Annotated in this window: 18 protein-coding genes; 12 read left to right on the top strand and 6 right to left on the bottom strand. The window is 60.8% G+C overall.

What is annotated here, in order from left to right; all coding sequences use genetic code 11:
- Positions 1 to 16 precede the first annotated feature (16 nt).
- Positions 17 to 928 (bottom strand): LysR family transcriptional regulator, encoded by a 912-nt coding sequence (locus VC352_RS03200; protein WP_322978123.1) that lies wholly within the window; start codon positions 926 to 928, stop codon positions 17 to 19.
- Positions 929 to 1151: 223 nt separating this feature from the next.
- Between VC352_RS03200 and leuC the strand changes: the two genes are divergently transcribed.
- The 11 genes from leuC (at position 1152) to VC352_RS03145 (ending at position 14212) form a co-directional block, all read left to right on the top strand.
- Complete coding sequence (gene leuC / locus VC352_RS03195; protein WP_322978122.1) at positions 1152 to 2579, top strand: 3-isopropylmalate dehydratase large subunit; 1428 nt, start codon at positions 1152 to 1154, stop codon at positions 2577 to 2579.
- A gap of 11 nt (positions 2580 to 2590) precedes the next feature.
- Positions 2591 to 3238: a 3-isopropylmalate dehydratase small subunit gene (gene leuD, locus VC352_RS03190; protein WP_322978121.1), complete on the top strand. Its 648-nt coding sequence runs from the start codon at positions 2591 to 2593 to the stop codon at positions 3236 to 3238.
- A 100-nt stretch (positions 3239 to 3338) separates the two neighbouring features.
- Complete coding sequence (leuB, locus tag VC352_RS03185) at positions 3339 to 4421, top strand: 3-isopropylmalate dehydrogenase (protein ID WP_106735211.1); 1083 nt, start codon at positions 3339 to 3341, stop codon at positions 4419 to 4421.
- Positions 4422 to 4477: 56 nt separating this feature from the next.
- Complete coding sequence (gene asd, locus VC352_RS03180; RefSeq protein ID WP_322978120.1) at positions 4478 to 5590, top strand: aspartate-semialdehyde dehydrogenase; 1113 nt, start codon at positions 4478 to 4480, stop codon at positions 5588 to 5590.
- Positions 5591 to 5717: 127 nt separating this feature from the next.
- A complete protein-coding gene (locus VC352_RS03175; protein ID WP_322978147.1) occupies positions 5718 to 6728 on the top strand; it encodes an aspartate-semialdehyde dehydrogenase in 1011 nt (336 codons plus the stop codon).
- Between the two features lie 154 nt (positions 6729 to 6882).
- Positions 6883 to 9681 (top strand): FimV/HubP family polar landmark protein, encoded by a 2799-nt coding sequence (locus tag VC352_RS03170; protein WP_322978119.1) that lies wholly within the window; start codon positions 6883 to 6885, stop codon positions 9679 to 9681.
- 8 nt (positions 9682 to 9689) lie between these two features.
- Positions 9690 to 10553, top strand: a complete 864-nt coding sequence (gene truA, locus VC352_RS03165; RefSeq protein WP_322978118.1) for a tRNA pseudouridine(38-40) synthase TruA — start codon at positions 9690 to 9692, stop codon at positions 10551 to 10553.
- A gap of 41 nt (positions 10554 to 10594) precedes the next feature.
- Entirely contained in the window at positions 10595 to 11215 is a 621-nt protein-coding gene (locus VC352_RS03160; protein WP_322978117.1) for a phosphoribosylanthranilate isomerase, read from the top strand.
- 128 nt (positions 11216 to 11343) lie between these two features.
- The gene (gene accD, locus VC352_RS03155) at positions 11344 to 12228 is read left to right on the top strand and encodes an acetyl-CoA carboxylase, carboxyltransferase subunit beta (RefSeq protein ID WP_322978116.1); all 885 of its coding nucleotides are present in this window, start codon (positions 11344 to 11346) and stop codon (positions 12226 to 12228) included.
- Positions 12225 to 13502, top strand: a complete 1278-nt coding sequence (folC, locus tag VC352_RS03150; RefSeq protein WP_322978115.1) for a bifunctional tetrahydrofolate synthase/dihydrofolate synthase — start codon at positions 12225 to 12227, stop codon at positions 13500 to 13502. The genes accD and folC overlap by 4 nt, the downstream gene beginning before the upstream one ends.
- Positions 13503 to 13585: 83 nt before the next feature.
- Positions 13586 to 14212, top strand: coding sequence for an SPOR domain-containing protein (locus VC352_RS03145; protein ID WP_322978114.1), 627 nt, complete (start codon positions 13586 to 13588; stop codon positions 14210 to 14212).
- A gap of 52 nt (positions 14213 to 14264) precedes the next feature.
- Here VC352_RS03145 and VC352_RS03140 read toward each other — a convergent pair whose 3' ends face one another.
- From VC352_RS03140 to VC352_RS03125, 4 genes are all read right to left on the bottom strand, one after another.
- Positions 14265 to 16148 (bottom strand): asparagine synthase-related protein, encoded by a 1884-nt coding sequence (locus VC352_RS03140; protein ID WP_322978113.1) that lies wholly within the window; start codon positions 16146 to 16148, stop codon positions 14265 to 14267.
- Between the two features lie 3 nt (positions 16149 to 16151).
- Positions 16152 to 16418 (bottom strand): PqqD family protein, encoded by a 267-nt coding sequence (locus VC352_RS03135; protein WP_322978112.1) that lies wholly within the window; start codon positions 16416 to 16418, stop codon positions 16152 to 16154.
- A 62-nt stretch (positions 16419 to 16480) separates the two neighbouring features.
- Complete coding sequence (locus tag VC352_RS03130; protein ID WP_322978111.1) at positions 16481 to 17335, bottom strand: sulfotransferase domain-containing protein; 855 nt, start codon at positions 17333 to 17335, stop codon at positions 16481 to 16483.
- Positions 17322 to 18266, bottom strand: a complete 945-nt coding sequence (locus VC352_RS03125) for a hypothetical protein (protein WP_322978110.1) — start codon at positions 18264 to 18266, stop codon at positions 17322 to 17324. Before VC352_RS03125 ends, VC352_RS03130 begins: the two co-directional genes overlap by 14 nt.
- 158 nt (positions 18267 to 18424) lie before the next feature.
- Between VC352_RS03125 and VC352_RS03120 the strand changes: the two genes are divergently transcribed.
- The gene (locus VC352_RS03120) at positions 18425 to 19636 is read left to right on the top strand and encodes a JmjC domain-containing protein (protein WP_322978109.1); all 1212 of its coding nucleotides are present in this window, start codon (positions 18425 to 18427) and stop codon (positions 19634 to 19636) included.
- A 4-nt stretch (positions 19637 to 19640) separates the two neighbouring features.
- Here the strand turns inward: VC352_RS03120 and VC352_RS03115 are convergent, their stop codons facing one another.
- A complete protein-coding gene (locus VC352_RS03115) occupies positions 19641 to 19799 on the bottom strand; it encodes a hypothetical protein (protein ID WP_322978108.1) in 159 nt (52 codons plus the stop codon).
- Positions 19800 to 19809 lie beyond the last annotated feature (10 nt).

Below are 19809 nucleotides of genomic sequence, written 5' to 3'. Positions count from 1 at the left end.
CTTTCTCGTTATGTCCTCACGTTAGTCGCTGGCTTGCCAGGCGCGCAAGGTCGTCGGTGTCCTGCTGGGCATCGAGCAGGGCCATGAAGGCACGTGCGGCATTGGAAAGCGTGCGTTCGGTATGGGTGATGTAACCGAGTTGGCGCGACAGCTGGATGCCGGGTAGTGGCACGCGAGTGACCTGATCGTCGAGCATGGTGCGTGGCAGCACGCTCCAGGCCAGGCCGATGGACACCATCATCTTGATGGTTTCCAGGTAGTTGGTGCTCATGGCGATATTCGGCGTCAGGCCCTGGGCTTCGAACAGGCGTTGCACGATATGGTGGGTAAAGGTGTTGCCGCCGGGGAAAACCGCCGGATGGCGTGCGACGTCGGCGAGGGTGACGGCATTGCCTCTTGCCAGTGGGTGTTCCGGTGCGGCGACGAAATCCAGGGGGTCGTCCCACACAGCAACGGCGCGCACCGGTTCGCGCGTTTCCGGCGCTAGGGTGATCACCGCCAGCTCGGCACGGCCATGCAGTACTTCTTCATAAGCCACTTCCGAATCGAGGAACTGGATATCCAGCGCCACCTGCGGGTGGGCGCGGGTGAATGCGCGCAACAGGGCTGGCAGGCGGTGCAGGCCAATGTGGTGGCTGGTGGCGAGGGTCAGGCGGCCGCTGACTTCGCCGGACAGGTTGGTCAGCGCGCGGCGCGTGTCGTCCAGCACGTTGAGGATCTGATAAGCCCGGGGCAGCAGGGCGCGCCCGGCCTGGGTCAAGCCAATTTCGCGGCCGAGGCGGTCGAACAGGCGCACGCCCAGCTGTTGTTCCAGGCCGGCGATGCGCTTGCTCACGGCGGGCTGGGTCAGGTGCAGGCGCTCGCCCGCTTCGGAAAAACTGCCCGTCTCGGCGATGGCGATGAAGGCGTTGAGGTTGGCCAGATCCATGGAGCGCTCCGGGTGTGGAAGATGAAGGGAGCATACATTCCAATGCGGAATCCTTTGAATAAAAAATATGAATTTGAGTTATTTCGTGCTCGGCAATAGCATTCTCCCCATAAGCCAAAGGGCCATTTTTGCCCAGGCATAGAAAGGTGCACTTCTGACGCCGGGCGGTGATAACGCAGGCAGTTGATGGATGTGCTCAAAAAGCGCTGATGAGGTAAGGCTGATGACTGGCAAGACGCTCTACGACAAGCTCTGGGAAATGCACGAAGTGAAACGTCGTGACGACGGTTCCTCGTTGATCTACATTGATCGTCACATCCTCCACGAAGTGACATCGCCGCAGGCATTCGAAGGGCTGCGTCTGGCCGGGCGCAAGCCGTGGCGCATCGACGCCAACATCGCCACGCCGGATCACAACGTGCCGACCACCAAGGCCGAGCGTCAGGGTGGCCTCGAAGCCATCGCCGACGAAGTCTCGCGCATCCAGGTACAGACCCTGGACGAGAACTGCGATGACTTCGGCATCCTCGAATTCAAGATGAACGACGTGCGCCAGGGTATCGTCCACGTGGTCGGCCCGGAGCAGGGCGCTACCCTGCCGGGCATGACCGTGGTCTGCGGCGACTCGCACACCTCCACCCATGGCGCCTTCGGTGCGCTGGCCCACGGCATCGGCACCTCTGAGGTCGAGCACGTGCTCGCCACTCAGTGCCTGGTGGCCAAGAAGATGAAGAACATGCAGGTGCGCGTCGAAGGCAAATTGCCGTTCGGCGTCACCGCCAAGGACATCGTCCTGGCCGTGATCGGCAAGATCGGCACCGCCGGCGGTAACGGCCATGCGCTGGAATTTGCCGGCAGCGCGATCCGCGATCTGTCGCTGGAAGGGCGCATGACCATCTGCAACATGTCCATCGAAGCCGGTGCCCGTGTCGGCCTGGTCGCGGTGGACGAGAAGACCATCGCCTACGTCAAGGATCGTCCGTTCGCGCCCAAGGGCAGCGACTGGGACAAGGCCGTGGCGCAGTGGCAGAACCTGGTCTCCGACGCCAATGCGATGTTCGACACTGTGGTCGAGCTGAAAGCCGAAGACATCAAGCCGCAGGTCAGTTGGGGTACCTCGCCGGAAATGGTGCTGGCTGTCGACCAGAACGTGCCGGATCCGGCCGTCGAAGCCGACCCGGTGAAGAAGGATTCGATTACCCGTGCGCTGAAATACATGGGCCTCTCCGCGAATCAGCCGATCACCGATATCCAGCTGGATCGCGTGTTCATCGGTTCCTGCACCAACTCGCGTATCGAGGATCTGCGCGCCGCCGCAGAAGTGGCCAAGGGCCGCAAGGTCGCCGCGACCGTCAAGCAGGCGCTGGTGGTGCCGGGCTCCGGTCTGGTCAAGGCGCAAGCCGAGGCCGAAGGGCTGGACAAGATTTTCATCGAAGCTGGTTTCGAATGGCGTGAGCCGGGCTGCTCCATGTGCCTGGCGATGAACCCGGACAAGCTGGGCAGCGGCGAGCATTGCGCTTCCACCTCCAACCGCAACTTCGAAGGCCGTCAGGGCGCCGGTGGTCGTACTCACCTGGTCAGTCCGGCCATGGCTGCCGCCGCTGCGGTAACCGGCCGCTTCATCGACGTTCGTGAATTGATCCAGGCCTGAGGAGACCGTACATGAAAGCCTTCGCCCAACACACCGGCCTGGTCTGCCCGCTCGATCGTGCCAACGTCGACACCGACCAGATCATTCCCAAGCAGTTCCTGAAGTCGATCAAGCGTACCGGCTTTGGCCCGAACCTGTTCGACGAGTGGCGCTACCTGGATATCGGCCAGCCGAACCAGGACAACTCCAAGCGCCCGATCAACCAGGATTTCGTGCTGAACTTCCCGCGTTACCAGGGCGCCAGCGTGCTGCTGGCGCGCGAGAACTTCGGCTGCGGCTCTTCGCGTGAGCACGCGCCGTGGGCGCTGGACGAGTACGGTTTCCGCACTGTGATCGCGCCGAGCTTCGCCGACATCTTCTTCAACAACAGCTTCAAGAACGGCTTGCTGCCGATCATCCTCAAGGATGAAGAGGTCGATGCGCTGTTCGAGCAGGCCGAGGCTACCGAGGGTTATCAACTGACCGTCGACCTCGAAGCGCAGACCGTGACCCGCCCCGATGGCGTGCAGTACAGCTTCGAGGTCGATGCCTTCCGCAAGCACTGCCTGCTCAATGGCCTGGACGACATCGGCCTGACCCTGCAGGATCAGGATGCGATCAAGGCGTTCGAAGCCAAGTACCAGCAGAGCAGCCCCTGGCTGTTCGGCGCGATCAAGTAATACATGAAGGTAGGGTGGATGGCGCTTTATCCATCCACCGTGCTGGGTTTCGGTGGATGAAAACAGCGTCATCCACCCTACGGATAGATTGAGGAATGCAATGAGCAAGCAGATTCTGGTTCTCCCTGGCGATGGTATCGGCCCGGAAATCATGGCCGAGGCGGTCAAGGTGCTGAACCTGGCCAACGACAAGTACGCCCTGGGTTTCGAGCTGAGCTTCGATGATCTGGGTGGCGCCGCCATCGACCGTTACGGCGTGCCGCTGGCCGACGAAACCCTGGCACGCGCCAAGGCCGCCGATGCCGTGCTGCTCGGCGCCGTTGGCGGGCCGAAGTGGGACACCATTGACCCGGCTATCCGTCCCGAACGCGGTCTGCTGAAGATCCGTTCGCAACTGGGCCTGTTCGGCAACCTGCGTCCGGCGATCCTCTATCCGCAACTGGCCGAGGCTTCCAGTCTCAAGCCGGAAGTGGTTGCCGGCCTGGATATCCTCATCGTCCGCGAGCTGACCGGTGGCATCTATTTCGGTCAGCCGCGCGAGAGCAAGGTGCTGGAGAACGGCGAGCGCATGGCGTACGACACCCTGCCGTACAGCGAGAGCGAAATCCGCCGTATCGCCAAGGTCGGTTTCGACATGGCCCGCGTGCGCGGCAAGAAGCTGTGTTCGGTGGACAAGGCCAACGTCCTGGCCTCCAGTCAGCTGTGGCGTGCCGTGGTCGAGGAAGTGGCCAAGGACTACCCGGACGTCGAACTGAGCCACATGTACGTCGACAACGCCGCCATGCAACTGGTGCGTGCGCCCAAGCAATTCGACGTGATGGTCACCGACAACATGTTTGGTGACATTTTGTCCGACGAGGCTTCGATGCTGACCGGTTCCATTGGCATGCTGCCGTCGGCATCCTTGGACGCCAACAACAAGGGCATGTACGAGCCGTGCCATGGCTCCGCGCCGGACATCGCCGGCAAGGGCATCGCCAACCCGCTGGCCACCATTCTTTCGGTGTCCATGATGCTGCGTTACAGCTTCGGCCAGGTGGCTGCCGCCGATGCCATCGAGAAAGCGGTGAGCCTGGTGCTGGATCAGGGCCTGCGTACCGGTGACATCTGGTCCGAGGGCAAGACCAAGGTCGGTACCGCTGCGATGGGTGATGCAGTAGTCGAAGCGCTGCGTAGTCTGTAATCTTCCCAGCCCCGCCGGGGTGGTTCCGGCGGGCTGTTTATATAGGTGTAGTCGTTATGAAACGTGTAGGTCTGATCGGTTGGCGTGGCATGGTCGGTTCCGTGCTCATGCAGCGCATGCTGGAAGAGCGGGACTTCGACCTGATCGAGCCGGTGTTCTTCACCACCTCCAATGTCGGCGGCCAGGGCCCTGCCATTGGCAAGGACATTGCTCCGCTGAAGGACGCCTACAGCATCGACGACCTGAAAGGCCTGGACGTGATCCTGACCTGCCAGGGTGGCGACTACACCAATGAAGTCTTCCCCAAGCTGCGTGAAGCCGGCTGGCAAGGCTACTGGATCGACGCCGCCTCCAGCCTGCGCATGGCTGACGACTCGGTGATCGTGCTCGACCCGGTCAACCGCAAGGTCATCGATCAGGCGCTGGACGCTGGCGGCAAGAACTATATCGGCGGCAACTGCACCGTCAGCCTGATGCTGATGGCGCTGGGTGGTCTTTACGAAGCCGGTCTGGTTGAGTGGATGAGCGCCATGACCTACCAGGCTGCTTCCGGTGCTGGCGCGCAGAACATGCGCGAGCTGATCAAGCAGATGGGTGCGATCAATGCCAGTGTCGCCGATGACCTGGCCGATCCGGCCAGTGCCATTCTCGACATCGACCGCAAGGTCGCCGAAGCCATGCGTGGCGAAGGCTTCCCGGTCGACAACTTCGGCGTGCCGCTGGCCGGCAGTCTGATCCCCTACATCGACAAGGAACTGCCGAACGGGCAGAGCCGTGAAGAGTGGAAGGCCCAGGCCGAGACCAACAAGATTCTCGGTCGTTTCAAGAACCCGATCCCGGTCGACGGTATCTGCGTGCGCATCGGCGCCATGCGTTGCCACAGCCAGGCGCTGACCATCAAGCTGAACAAGGATGTGCCGATGGCCGACATCGAAGGCCTGATCAGTCAGCACAACCCTTGGGTCAAACTGGTGCCAAACCATCGCGAAGACGCCATTCGCGAGCTCGGCCCGACCGCTGTGACCGGTACTCTGAGTGTTCCGGTCGGCCGTCTGCGCAAGCTCAACATGGGCTCGCAGTACCTGGGCGCCTTCACCGTGGGTGATCAGCTGCTGTGGGGCGCCGCCGAGCCGCTGCGCCGCATGCTGCGCATTCTGCTGGAGCGCTAAGCGCTACCTCCGAGTTGAACGAAGCCCCTCCGCCTTGACCGAGGGGCTTCGTCTTTTCTGGGGGACGATTGCCTGCGTGTGGGGCTGCGGTTACAGTGCCGCTCCCTTCGCGTCACAGGTTGTCGTCATGAGTCAGTCACTTTCCATTGCCATTGTCGGCGCCACCGGAAGCATCGGTGAGGCCTTGGTCGGTTTGCTCGAGGAGCGTGATTTTCCGGTCGGCGACTTGCACCTGTTGGCCAGTGTCGAATCGGCCGGGCAGAGTCTGTCGTTCCGCGGTCGTCAGGTGCGTGTGCGCTCACTCGATGATTTCGATTTTGGCCGTGTGCAACTGGCGTTCTTCGCTGCCGGTGCGGAGGTGACGCGTGCGCATGTGGCGACGGCCACGGCCGCCGGCTGTTCGGTCATCGATCTGTCGTCCGGGCTGGCACTGGAGCAGGCGCCCTGCCTGCTACCCGAGGATGGCGAGCGGGTGTTGGCTGGGCAAAAGGCGCCTTTCCTGCTGAGCAGTCCAACGCCTTCGGCGGTGGCGGTGGCGCTTGTATTGCATGCGTTGCGCCCGTTGCTGGTGCCCCGGCAGGTCGGTGTAACCGCGATGCTGGCAGTCTCCGCGCTGGGGCGCAGTGGTGTGCAGGAGTTGGCACGGCAGACGGCTGAACTGCTCAATGGTCGGCCGTTGGAGCCGCAGGCAATGGATCGTCAGGTCGCCTTCAATGTGCTGGCGCAAGCAGGTGCTGTGAACGAGGAAGGGCATAGCCATCTCGAGCAGCGTTTGGCGCAGGAGTTAAAGATGCTCGCCAATGATCCGCAGCTCGAAGTGGCAGCAACCTGTGCAGTCGTGCCGGTATTCTTTGGTGACAGCCTGGCCGTCAGTCTTCATGCACAAGCGCTGGTGGATGTGGCGGCGGTGGCGCGTTATCTCGATCAGGCCGATGGCATCGAGTTGGTAGAGGCCGGCGACTACCCGACCGCAGTAGGTGATGCCGTGGGCCAGGACTGCATTTACGTTGGGCGTCTGCGCAGCGGGGTGGCGGATCCGACCCAGCTCAATTTGTGGATTGCGTCTGATAATGTAAGAAAAGGTGCCGCCCTGAATGCTGTGCAAATAGCGGAGTTATTGATAAAACACTATCTGTAAAAGATACTTACCTAGAAATTTGAAGAATCTTTCTAGCTTGGCAATACTGGCTAAGTTGATCGTTGAATGGGGAGCCGCTAAAGAGGCGGATCAGGCAGCGGTCAACCAGACCCTCTCGCATGCCGAGAAAAAAGCTAAAACAAGGGATAACGCTATGGTTCGGGTTCGCAAACTGGTGCTGGCAATCGCAGCGGCGTCCGCCCTGTCTTCCGGTATGGCACATGCGTTGGGGTTGGGCGAAGTTACCCTGAAGTCCTCGCTGAATCAGCCCTTGGTCGCTGAAATCGAATTGCTGGAGGTGCGCGATCTCGCTTCCAACGAAGTCGTTCCCAAGCTGGCATCCGCTGAAGAATTTGCCAAGGCCGGCGTCGATCGCCAATTCTTTCTTAACGATCTGAAGTTCACGCCGGTATTGAAGCCCAATGGCAAAAGTGTCATTCGGGTCACTTCCAGCAAGGCCGTCCGCGAGCCTTACCTGAATTTCCTGGTTGAAGTGCTGTGGCCCAATGGCCGCTCGCTGCGTGAATACACCCTGTTGCTCGATCCGCCCCTTTATTCCCCGCAGACCGCCGCCGCTGCCGCTCCGCAGGCGCCCGTGGCTGCTCCGGCTCCCGCTCCTCGTCCTGCCATACCGACTTCGGCTGCCCCGGCTCCGCGCCCAGTGGCACCCGCCGCCGCGCCGGCACCGAGTAGCGTCGCCGCCGGTGGTGAGTACCGCACCACCAAGAACGATACCCTGTGGGAAATCGCCCAGCGAGTAGGGGGCGGCTCCGTTCATCAAACCATGCTGGCCATCCAGGATCTGAATCCGGACGCCTTCATCGGCGGCAACATCAACCGGATGAAGAGTGGTCAGGTGCTGCGCTTGCCTGACGAGCAACAGATTCGCAGCCGCAGCAATGCCGAGGCGCTGGCGCAAGTCGCCGCGCAGAACACGGCCTGGCGTGAAGGTCGTGGTGTCGCCTCGCGTCAGCTCGACGCCACCCGTCGCGCCAGTGCTGGTGCTGCGCCGGCTACCGCCGAGAGCGGCGACAGCCTGAAACTGGTCTCCGCGGAGAGCGGCAAGACCACGCGCGGTAGCGATACCGGCTCCGCTGACAGCAAGGCACTGGCGGACAAGCTGGCCGTGACTCAGGAAAGCCTGGACTCCACTCGCCGCGAGAACGCGGAACTGCAGAGCCGTATGGGTGATCTGCAGAGCCAGTTGGACAAACTGCAGCGCCTGATCGAACTCAAGGACAACCAGCTTGCCAAGCTGCAGGCCGATGCTGGTCAAGCCGGGCAGGCGCCCGCTACGCCGGCACCTGCCGAGCCGGCCAGCGCTCCTGCAGTCGAGGCCGCTGCCCCAGTTCAGGCGCCTGCTGCCGAAACTCCTGCGGCCGCAGCTATGCCGCCGAAAGAAGAAGCGCCCGACTACAACTACAGCGAAGAGCCAGCTGCTCCCGAACAGGACGCAGATGCGCAAGCCAAGCAGCCGGCTGCCGAGCCTGCCAAACCCGCTGCGCCGGCCAAGCCAGCAGCGCCTGCGCCCGAACCGGTCGCTCAGCCCAGCTTCCTCGATGATCTGCTGGCCAACCCCATGATGCTGGGGCTGGCGGGTGGTGGTGCGCTGTTGCTTTTGCTCGTCGGTCTGATGGCGCTGTCGCGTCGCAATGCGATGAAGGAAGCCGAGCTGCACGAAGAGCTGCATGATGACCTGGAGCAGGACAACGCCTTTGCGGGCGACCTGGATATGCCGGAAGACAGCTTCGCCGGTCTCGATGACGAAGAGCCTGCCAAAGCTGCCTCTGCTGGCGGCGACGAGCGTGTCACGGCGCAGACGGGAGATGCGCTGGGGGAGGCCGACATCTACATTGCCTACGGTCGTTTCAACCAGGCTGCCGAGCTGCTGCAGAATGCCATCAATGACGAGCCGCACCGCGCGGATCTGCGTCTCAAGTTGATGGAAGTCTATGCCGAACTGGGCGATCGTGAAGGTTTTGCACGGCAGGACAACGAGCTGCGTGAGATCGGCGGCGCCAATGCCGAGGTCGAGCAGCTCAAGGGCAAGTACCCGGCCATGGCAGCTGTCGCGGGTGCCGGCGTCGCTGCGGCGGCTGCGTCTTCCGACGACCTCGGTGATTTCAGCCTGGATGACCTGGCGCTTGGTGAATCGAACGAGGCGGCTGCGGCTCCTGCCGATAGCCTCGACGATGCCTTCGATCTGAGTCTCGATGACCTGGATAGCGATCTGGGCGGGGATGATCTGGTAGCTGCGCCCACTTCGGAGCAGGGCCTGGCGCTGGACGAGGATCTGGACTTCGGCCTGGTCGATGATGAGCCAGCCGCATCCGCCGATGAGCTCGATTTTGATCTTTCTCTGGACGATGAGCCGATGCAGGGCAAGCCGCTCGCCGATGAGCTGGCTGATTTCAGTCTTGAGCTGGATCAGCCGTCCACGGCCGCTGCCGCCAGTGATGAGGCTGACGATTTCCTTCTGAGCCTGGACGACGAAGTGGCGGAGCCTGCTGCTGATACAGAGTTGGCTGATCTCGGTCTGGATCTGCCGGCAGAAACTGCTGCCGATGCCGATCTGGATCTGCCAGCGGACTTCGACCTGTCGCTGGGAGACGAGGAGCCGGCCAAGCCTGTTGCTGATGTCGGCAGTTTCGCCGCGCAGCTCGACGAGGTGAATGCGGAGCTCGAGCAACTGTCTGCCGATGCCGGTCAACCTGAGGATGAAGCAGCTCCGCTGCTGTCGTCGGCCGATGGTTTTGGCGACGATCTCGATGGCGACGATGACTTCGACTTCCTTTCCGGCACCGATGAGACCGCGACCAAGCTGGATCTGGCGCGGGCCTACATCGACATGGGTGACACCGAAGGCGCACGTGACATCCTCGATGAAGTGGTTGCCGAGGGCAGCGATGCTCAGCAGCAAGAAGCCCGTGAGATGATTGCCAAGTTGGTTTGATCGAATTCATGTCTGACGCAGTACCTTTAGCGGCCGCCGAAATGGCGGCCGTTGGCTTTTCCCGAATCGCCCTGGGTCTCGAATACAAGGGCGCCCGTTATCGTGGTTTTCAACGCCAGAGCGGCAAGGTCGCATCGATCCAGGGTTGCCTGGAGGATGCGCTGTCGAAAGTCGCGGGCGGGGCGCCGGTCAGCATCCACTGTGCCGGGCGTACCGATGCCTCGGTGCATGCCAGTGGCCAGGTGGTGCACTTCGATACCGCAGTCGAGCGCCCTCTGCATGCCTGGATCATGGGCGCGAACATGAACCTGCCCAAGGACATCAGCGTCACCTGGGCCAAGGTCATGCCGGCGCATTTTCATGCGCGTTTCAGTGCGATGGCGCGGCGCTACCGCTACGTGATCTACAACGATCCGATTCGCCCGGCGCACATGGCTGAAGAGGTCACCTGGAATCATCGTCCGCTGGAGATCGCGCGCATGCGCGAGGCGGCCAGGGTTCTGGTCGGCACCCATGACTTCAGTGCTTTCCGCGCCAGCCAGTGCCAGGCCAAGTCTCCGGTCAAGACGGTGCATCATCTGGAGATCATCGAGCACGGCCGCTTCATCGTCCTGGACATCCGCGCCAATGCCTTCCTTCATCACATGGTGCGCAACATCGCCGGTGTGCTGATGAGCGTTGCGGCGGGCGAGCGACCCGTCGAGTGGGTGCGCGAGGTGCTGGAGCGCGGTGAGCGGCGCAGTGGTGGCGTTACCGCCCATCCTTATGGCCTTTATCTGATCGAGGTCGAGTATCCGGCTGAGTTCGAGTTGCCACAGCGCTACCTGGGGCCGCACTTTCTTTCCGGCCTCGCGGATGTGCGCCAGTTGTGAGCCTTTGCTACCATCCGGCGCTCAATACGAGGGCAGTGAACGTGATCAGGGTGCGTAGCAAGATTTGCGGCATTACGCGTGTCGAGGATGCGCTGGCGGCGGTGGAGGTCGGTGCCGACGCCATTGGCCTGGTGTTCTATGCCAAGAGCCCCAGAGCCGTGGATATCGAGCAGGCCAAAGCCATCGTCGCGGCGTTGCCGCCTTTCGTGACCAGCGTTGGGCTTTTCGTCGACATGCCGCGCGAGACCCTGCAGGCGTTGCTGCGCGAGGTGCCGCTAGATCTGCTGCAGTTTCATGGCGACGAGTCGCCGGCTGACTGCGAAGGTTTCGCCCGACCCTACATCAAGGCGCTGCGCGTACGCGCCGATCAGGACGTTGCACGGATGATGGCGCCTTATAGCGGTGCGTGCGGAATATTGCTCGACACCTTCGTCGAAGGCGTGCCGGGTGGCACGGGCGCTGCCTTCGACTGGTCGCTGGTGCCGCGCGAAGCCGGCAAGCCGATCATTCTTGCGGGAGGGCTGACGCCTGACAACGTCGCCCAGGCCATTGCTCAGGTTCGCCCCTATGCCGTCGATGTCAGTGGTGGGGTCGAGGCGGCAAAAGGCATAAAGGATGCAGGCAAGGTCAAGGCCTTCTTGCAGGCCGTGCAGTGCGCTTGATGTGACGGCGGCGCGCCTGCTGCCGTCCACTAGGCTGTCATGCCGCTGAATGCGGTGGAAACGAATTGCTGGAGGCGGGTAGCCCTGTGGTTGCCCGCTCCGACCATCGGTTATGGAGAGATAACAGCATGAGCAACTGGTTGGTAGACAAACTCATTCCCTCGATCATGCGTTCCGAGGCGAAGAAGAGCTCGGTGCCCGAGGGGCTCTGGCACAAGTGTCCGTCCTGCGATGCCGTGCTCTATCGTCCCGAGCTGGAAAAGACCCTCGACGTCTGCCCCAAGTGCAACCACCACATGCGCATCGACGCGCGTCGTCGTCTCGATCTGTTCCTCGATGTCGAGGGGCGCGAGGAGCTGGGCGCCGATCTGGAGCCGGTGGATCGCCTCAAGTTCCGTGACACCAAGAAGTACAAGGATCGCATTGTCGCTGCGCAGAAGCAGACCGGTGAGAAAGATGCGCTGATCGCCATGAGCGGTACCCTCGAAGGCATGCCGATTGCGGTCTGCGCATTCGAGTTCTCCTTCATGGGCGGCTCCATGGGCGCCATCGTGGGTGAGCGCTTCGTGCGTGCCGCCAATGCCGCGCTGGAGCAGCGTTGCCCGCTGGTGTGTTTCTCCGCCTCGGGTGGCGCGCGCATGCAGGAAGCGCTGATCTCCCTGATGCAGATGGCCAAGACTTCGGCCGCTCTGGCGCGTCTGCGTGAAGAGGGCCTGCCGTTCATTTCCGTGCTGACCGACCCGGTCTACGGTGGTGTATCCGCCAGTCTGGCGATGCTGGGTGACGTGATCGTGGCCGAGCCCAAGGCGCTGATCGGCTTCGCTGGCCCGCGTGTGATCGAGCAGACCGTGCGCGAGAAGTTGCCGGAAGGCTTCCAGCGCAGCGAGTTCCTGCTGGAGCACGGCGCTATCGACATGATCATCTCGCGTGACGAGCTGCGCCCGCGTCTGGCGCGCCTGCTGGCACAACTGATGAACCGTCCGTCCCCGGTTGCGCTGCCGGCCACTGCATGACCACGCGCAGCCTGGGCGAGTGGCTCGCCTACCTCGAGCAGTTGCATCCCTCGGCCATCGACATGGGCCTGGATCGTTCGCGCGAGGTGGCGCGCCGGCTCGGCCTGGGCAAGCCGGCACCGCAGGTGATCACGGTTACCGGCACCAATGGCAAGGGTTCCACCTGTGCCTTCATCGCCAGCCTGCTGCGTGAGCAGGGGCTGAGCGTCGGCGTCTACAGCTCGCCGCATTTGCTGCGCTACAACGAGCGCGTCGTCGTGAATGGCCTCGAGGCCAGCGATGACGAGTTATGCCAGGCCTTCGCGGCCATCGAGGCGGCGCGTGGGGAAATCTCCCTCACCTATTTCGAGATGGGCACTCTGGCGGCTTTCTGGCTGTTCGAGCGTGCGGCACTGGATGCCGTGGTGCTGGAGGTCGGTCTGGGCGGGCGTCTGGATGCGGTGAATCTGGTGGACGCCGATCTGGCGCTGATCACCAGTATCGGTTTGGATCACGCCGACTGGTTGGGCGACACCCGTGAATCGGTAGCGTTCGAGAAGGCCGGGATCATGCGCGCCGGCAAGCCGGCCCTGTGTGGTGATGTCGATCCGCCGCAACCGCTGATCGATGCGGTGGTGTGCCTGGATACGCCGTTCTTCCTGCGTGGACGTGACTACGGTTTGCTCGTTGCTGAAAGCACCTGGCAATGGTTCGGGCTCGATGCGCAAGGGCGCGTGCTGCGTCTGCACGATCTGCCGCTGCTCGACCTGCCGATGGAAAATGCAGCGCTTGCGCTACAGGCGTACGCACAGCTCGATCTTCCCTGGGATGCGGCAAGTATTTCTCGCGCGCTGTTGTCTACCCGAGTGACTGGGCGTCTGGATCGGCGTACGGTGACCTGGCAGGGCAAGGCGCTGACGCTGCTGCTGGATGTCGGGCACAACCCGCATGCGGCGGATTATCTGGCTCAGCGCCTCGAGGCGCGGGCCGTCGCGGGTAAACGTCTGGCTGTTTTCGGTTTGTTGGCCGACAAGGATCTGGCTGGTGTGCTGGCGCCGCTGCAGGGCATCGTGGCCGCTTGGGCGGTGACGCCTCTGGGCAGCCCGCGTACGCGTCCGGCAGCCGAGCTGGCAACGCAATTGCGTGCGCTTGGCGCTCAGGTCAGTCAGTACAGCAGTGTGCGTGAGGCATTGATTGCGCAATGCCGGCAGGCGCTGGACGGTGACGAGATACTGGTGTTCGGCTCATTCTTCTGTGTGGCCGAAGCGCTCGAGTGGTTGGCTGAGCAGCATTGACCATCGCTGTTCCTGGTCTGGCGCCACGGGTCGTTCGGATGGCAGTATCGCAGCCTCAGAGTTTTTCAGCGGTGGAGTAGGGGATGGCTTTGTTGGAAAAGGGGCTCAAGCAACGCATGGTTGGCGCTCTGGTGCTGGTGGCGCTGGCAGTGATCTTCCTGCCGATGCTGCTGTCACGCCAGGACGAGATGCGTCGGGTCGTGGTCGACGCGCCGGAGATGCCGCAGGCACCCGCCGTTCCGGAAATGATCGTCGAGCCCGCCGATGTTGCAGAGCCGCAAGCTTTGCCTGAAGAGCCCGTCGCCCCCGAATCCGAAGCGCCGCAAGTGGTGGAGGTTCCGGTTCAGCCGACGACCACGCAGAAGCCGGCTGCGCCTGTAGAGCCTGCCAAGCCCACTGCGGTGCTGGCGCCCGCGAGCGCTCCGGTGGCTGCTGCCAGCAAGCCCGAGAGTCGTCTGGATGCCAATACCTTGCCGATCAGTTGGTCGGTGCAACTGGCCAGCCTGTCCAGTCGTCCAGGTGCGGAAAATCTGCAGAAAACGCTGCGCAGCCAAGGCTACAACGCCTACATCCGCTCCTTCGATGGCATGAATCGGGTGTTCGTCGGGCCGCTGATCGAGCGGGCCGAGGCCGAACGCCTGCGTGATCAGCTCAATCGTCAGCACAAGCTCAACGGCTTCGTCGTACGTTTTCAGCCTGAGGCGGGGTGACGCAGTTCTTAGTTTCGGTTTCCGCCTGTGGATGGAGAGAAGGCAGGCGTGTTCAGTGAGCTTGATCCGCTGGTTCAGATAGCTGCCAGGCGACTCTTAGGCAACTTACGGCGAAAAGAGGTAGCCACGGCGGGTTGCCGCCTACTAGTGCGCCTGGGGTTGTGCGGATGAGTTGTCGGACTTCACTGGGTTTTGGTAATTGCTCCAACCCTTCCTTGATGGCCTCTAGGTCGAAAATTCTTTGTTGCAGTTCGGAGGGGGCGCGCCGAATTTTCTCTAGCTGCTCCAGAAGTGTGTCCCGCTGCTCGGCATAGAGAATGAAACGTTCATCGAAGATTCCGACCTTGTGCTGGGCGAGGCGTACGCGTTCAGGCAGAACGCCACGCATGGCGCGTCGGAAAGGCTGTCTGCTTTGCCCGTCGGCGAGGAACATATGCAGGGGTAGAGAGAGAATAAAGTCGACGACTCGTCTGTCCAGCATTGGGAAGCTGATTGCGAGACCGTGGCGTGCTGCCATGATGCTGTAGTAAGTGCAGCGTGAAGGGATATGGTGATCTGCAAACGCTTTGACTCGCTCGTTTGGGGTGTTTTCTTGCAGGATGCTATCGAACGATCTTTGGGTAACGGACTCCACGATGTCCGTGTTCAGATAGCGCAAGGTGCCACGTATGTTGTTCAAAGCCCGAGGCTTGCCTCGTAAGCGATTCCGTAGAGAGTGGGGGAGCAGCGGCGCAAGGAGTCTGTGTCTCACTGCCCGGTGGATAGGTATGCCATCGCTCTTGGCGCGCGCCACTAGCTCTCGGGTCAGCTTGAGAATATGCCCCTTCTTGAATATCGCGGCGTAGAGGTTAGCGCCGTTATAGGTAGCTCCTTCGTCACCGCCTACGCCACTGAGCAGGCGGTCGGCGCCATAATTGGCGGCAGCGGCCAGCATTTTGTCGTCCGCACCACCTATTTCGCTGTCTGGCCAATCTGGATCGCTTAGAGCCCCTGGCATGGGCAATACATCGTGCACGTATAGATGATCGATGTTTGTTTCCTGTTGGAGGACGGCAGCGATCATCGGACGTTCGTCCAGTGCTTCAGGCCCTATGGCGTTCTCGGTCACTAGGCTGAGTGCCAATACTCGCTTATCGTTTTCTCGAGCATTTCGTGCCGCCAGCACGGTGATGGTCGAGCTGTCGAGGCCGCCGGTCAGATGGCATGCGACTGGTCGGGCAGAAGGTAGCCGCGTGGTGACGGCCTCTTCTATCAGTTGCCGCAAGGTGCTGGCGGCCTGCTCTTGTGTGCCTCGCCAGGTGCCGACCCGCCCTGGATCCGGGCGATAGGCGCGGTGGGGTACTGGGGGCGAGTCGCTCTGCTGGCGTACGCATAAGCTGTGTCCCGCTTGCAGGTAGGCAATTTGCGTGAAGCCGCTGTCCGATCCACTGAAGTAGGTTTGCGATGTTTTGCAACCGATGGCGATGGGATCGATCGTGGTTGTGGTCAGGCCTGCTCCATGAAGGCCCTTCGGCAGGCTGGCGAATGCGAACCAGTGGCCCGGCTGCCAGGTCCACGTCAAGGGGCGTGCGCCGATGAAGTCCCGGCCTAGCCAGAGTTCGGAGCGCTCATGGCGCCACAAGGCTACTGCAAAATCACCATCGATGTGGTCAGGGAAATCCATGCCGTGCTTATTGAAGGCGCTCAGTAGTACCTGTTCGGGATCCTCCTTGGAGTGGTTAAGTCGTATGTCGGAGGCAAGCGTCCAGCCTCCCTCGTTGGCAAGGCCGCCAGCTTTGCCGTTGAAGTCCACCACCCCCATTCCCAGTGAACCATGCAGTTGCCGCGTCACCATTGGTGTTAGCCCGGGGGCGACCATTGCTGCTGCCATCTGGTTCAGGGTTTCATCCGTAGCGACGTTCCCGTCCAGATGTAAAATGCCGCAGATGAGGCGCATGGTTTAGGCGTCGACCAGCAGCTTGCGTTCGCGAAGCTCGTTCAGGAATACGGTGACTTCGCGAAGGCAGTCTTCCGGTGTTATTTCGAATTCATTGCTCAACTGGCGAACCAACAGCTCTTCATCGGTGGGTTCGGCTAGCAGTTCCCATATGCGGGTGGCCACCGGGTTTAGCCCATGGTAGGTGCCCGTGTCGGTATTCAGCAGTAGGGTCGTATCTTCGAGTGGTGCTGCGAATACATCATAGTTGCGACGAAACAGTCGTCCCATGTTCATTCGTCCTCGGTGCTTCGACTTGTATAAGTGTGTGTGGCGGCTGTTGCTGTCTTGCTTCAGCTAGCGAGTTCGTAACCCCAGCGGAGCATGACATCAGCGCAGTGCTGTTCGATGAGTTGAACCTGCTGAGGGGTGAGAACTTCCTTCCATTCTCCAACACGGCCTGAGCGGAAAAAGCGTTCTTGGCCTGGCCGGCTTTCTCGGAAGCCTTTCTGCGCTTCTTGACGTTGCAGTTCATCCAATCTCGAGTGGGTGACGGCTCTCGAAATGTCTGACTCCGTTGCTGTTGCGCCGAGAAAGTCGACAACGTCCCTCAGTATCTGCTCTGTGTTTTCGCGCATGTCTTCATAGCGGATGATCAGGGTGTCGATTGCGTCTTGTTCGGTCCATGTCGATACATGGCTGGCCCAGTCGCCCAGCCGATAATAGATCTGTGCGCCGCCCCCTGTGTAGAAGTCCGAATCGCGCATGCGATCTATCGTGGTATCCAGTGACAGGCTGGCGTGGTGGCAAAGCGAGACTGCGACATCACGGGGATCTCGCACTAGGTAAAGTGCTGCGCGTGCATGCGTGCCCAGAGTGGGCGTGCCTGTAGGCGTCAGGAAGCGATCATGCGTTTTACAGAAGAAGGGGGCTTGTAGGTTGTTCGCTACAAAGTCGCATTGTGTTGGGCGCATGAGTTCCAACTCCTGCAGGCTCAATAGGTCTGGGTCTATTAGCGTATCGTCAGCAAAGCGCCAGCGGCTGGCCAGCATGTCCAGTTTTGACAGGTTGTTGATGTCTGCCGGCTCGTCACGGCCTGCCAGGAGATTGGAGAGCAGTACGCGCATCCAGGTGTTGCCTGACTTGGGGTAGGAGGCGAGCCAGACAAGTCCTGGTGGAAAGGTGATCGCCTGTTTAGTCATGGGCATATTTGCCCCAGTGTGTTTGGAGGCTCTCCACGGTTTCTGCTAGGCAGTCGAAGTCGCGAGGGCGGTGTAAGCGGAACACCGGGACGCTGGACAGTAGTGCTGCCGTCTGGGTCGCCAGCTGACCTTGACTCGAATAGGCAAGCGCCAAGCGGCGGCGATAGGTGTTACGTAACAGTGCTTGTGCGGCAGTAAGAGAGGGCAGGCGGCTTATCCCTGGAGGTGAGGCAGCGTTTGAGTCGCTCAGCATATAAATAGCGGCGAGTGGAATGCCGTCTTCTCGGTATAGGCTTGTCGACGGCTGTACGTGGAATTTTTCTATGTGCATACGAACTTTGGGGCCGACTGCGTCTTTTAGGCCGACTTGTCCGATGCTGTCGGCATACAGGCGTAATGCGCGTCCGTCGGCATGGACTCGAGGGGCGCCTGCTACCAGCTCGATTGAGCACACGTCATCGGCGAGAAAGCTGCAACCTGCTTGGTTGAGAGCTGCAGCCAAGGTCGACTTGCCTGCACCGCTGGGGCCGCAAAAGACAAAGGCGCGCCCTTCGTGGACGATCGACGAGCCATGCAGTAGCAGTGCTCCGCGCTGATAGAGAATGCCTGCCAGCGCTGTTCCGGTCGCGAATACCAGAATGTCATCGAGCGGAATACCATCGGCGGGCTGTAGTGTCAGGCGTTGCCCATTGCTTGCTATGAAGCGACCAATACCTGGTAAGTCCAGCAGAAAGCTCGTTTCATCAGCGCTCCAGTTGGGGCCGCTACGTGTGGGGTGGCTGAGTTGCGTTGGTACTTCATTGACATGCAGTGTGACATCGACATGTTGGGCGTCTTCAGTGTTCAGCCTGCTACGCATAGGTAATTCGATGTCCGAGGCAACATTCAAACCTGATATGCGGTAGTGAAAAGGTGGCGGAACAGTGTTTTTCTTCATGGTCAGCTACGGCTTGGGTTGGGGATGCTTCAGATGTGCGTGGACTGTAAAGGAGCTGAGCTTATGGCGCTATCACTATTCAACTCACATCCATAATGACACTTTGCTCGCTCGAGATTATGTCTCTAGACTTGGTCGCGCTTACTCCGAGGTTTTCAATGATTAAGTCTTTCGTCGATCTGTTGCATCCCCATGATCCTAACTTATTGCTGGCCGCTGCAGCAGCAGGGACGCGCTTGATGTTGAGAACGGATCGTGCGGAAGCTTTCTCTCAGTTGTTGAGTTGGGAGCGGTTAAATGAGCTCATCACTGCTGAGAAGGTTCTTTCGGGAGATATCGAGTTTGCTCGTAGAGACATGATTCTGCCTGCGGAGATGACGATTCTGAGGCCCAAGCGTCAAAAGCCGCCAACGCGCATGAATGGCCAGGCGCTGGCGCAATATGTTCGTCAAGGCATCAGCACGGTCATAAACGGTCTGGATCGTATGGATGCGGAAGTCGAGCGTGTGAGCGCGATCATACAGCGAGAGTTTCGTGCCGCGACTCATGTAAATCTTTATGCCAGTTTTGGTCGGGAGAGCGCTTTTTCGCCGCATTGGGATAGTCACAATGTGCTCATCTTGCATTTGCATGGGCGTAAACGATGGCGAAGCTGGGGGCAGCCATGGCAAGCGCCGCTTTGTCGGGACACGTGTAGGGTTCCTGGTGAATTGGGTGAACCGCAATGGGAGGCCGTTCTTGAGCCTGGTGATCTCCTGTATTTACCGCGTGGCGAAATTCACGCTGCAACCTTGTGCGAAGGAGAGGACTCCCTTCACTTGACGGTTGGTATTACGCCGCCAAGAATTGAGGCTCTGGCCAAGATGCTTGCGGAAAAATGCCAGGAAGACGCTGTCGGTCGACAAGACATTCCTATCCTTGCGAGCTCTGAAGAGCGGGCAAGCTGGATGAGTGCTGCCAGGATCCTTTTGCATAGAGCTGTGGAGGAGTTGGATCTTGATCGCGTGCTGATGTTGCTGGATCAGCGTGAGGAGGCGCTGCCTGCTGGGGGGCTGGGGGTGGGGCGGCACTTGCAGGGGAATACGTTGATACTATGCGCGCTAAGGCGCAGAGTGCCGCTGGTACCGATGGCGGATGGTTCGGTGGAGATCACTGCTGGCAGTCAGCGTTGGACGGTAGACGGAGTGCAGCGGCGGATATTTTCACAGGTTCAGCAGCATCATGCCTGCACAGTCACTGAGCTGAATGTCTTGCTGCCTGAGGAGCGCGAAGCTGATATCTATAGAGCGATACAGCTATTGGCTGGCAAGGGACTGGTCAGGATTAAAGAAAGTGCGCCAGAGGCCCAGTCAACCTTGCTCATCCGGTAATGGCTTAGGATCCCGGCTTGAGGAACGGGCTGCCTTCAACTCCGCTATCGCCACCGCCATTGGTCAGTGTGCTGATGTCGGCATCCTCGATAGCGGGCGTTTGCCACTGCTTGCGTGGTGTTTCATGGGTGAGTTCGGTGTTGTTGGGGAGGTTGGTGTCCATGTTCATTCGC

Origin of the sequence: Pseudomonas sp. C11, assembly GCF_034683865.1 — a bacterium.
Lineage (GTDB): Bacteria > Pseudomonadota > Gammaproteobacteria > Pseudomonadales > Pseudomonadaceae > Aquipseudomonas.
This window is presented reverse-complemented; position numbering and strand designations above follow the sequence as displayed.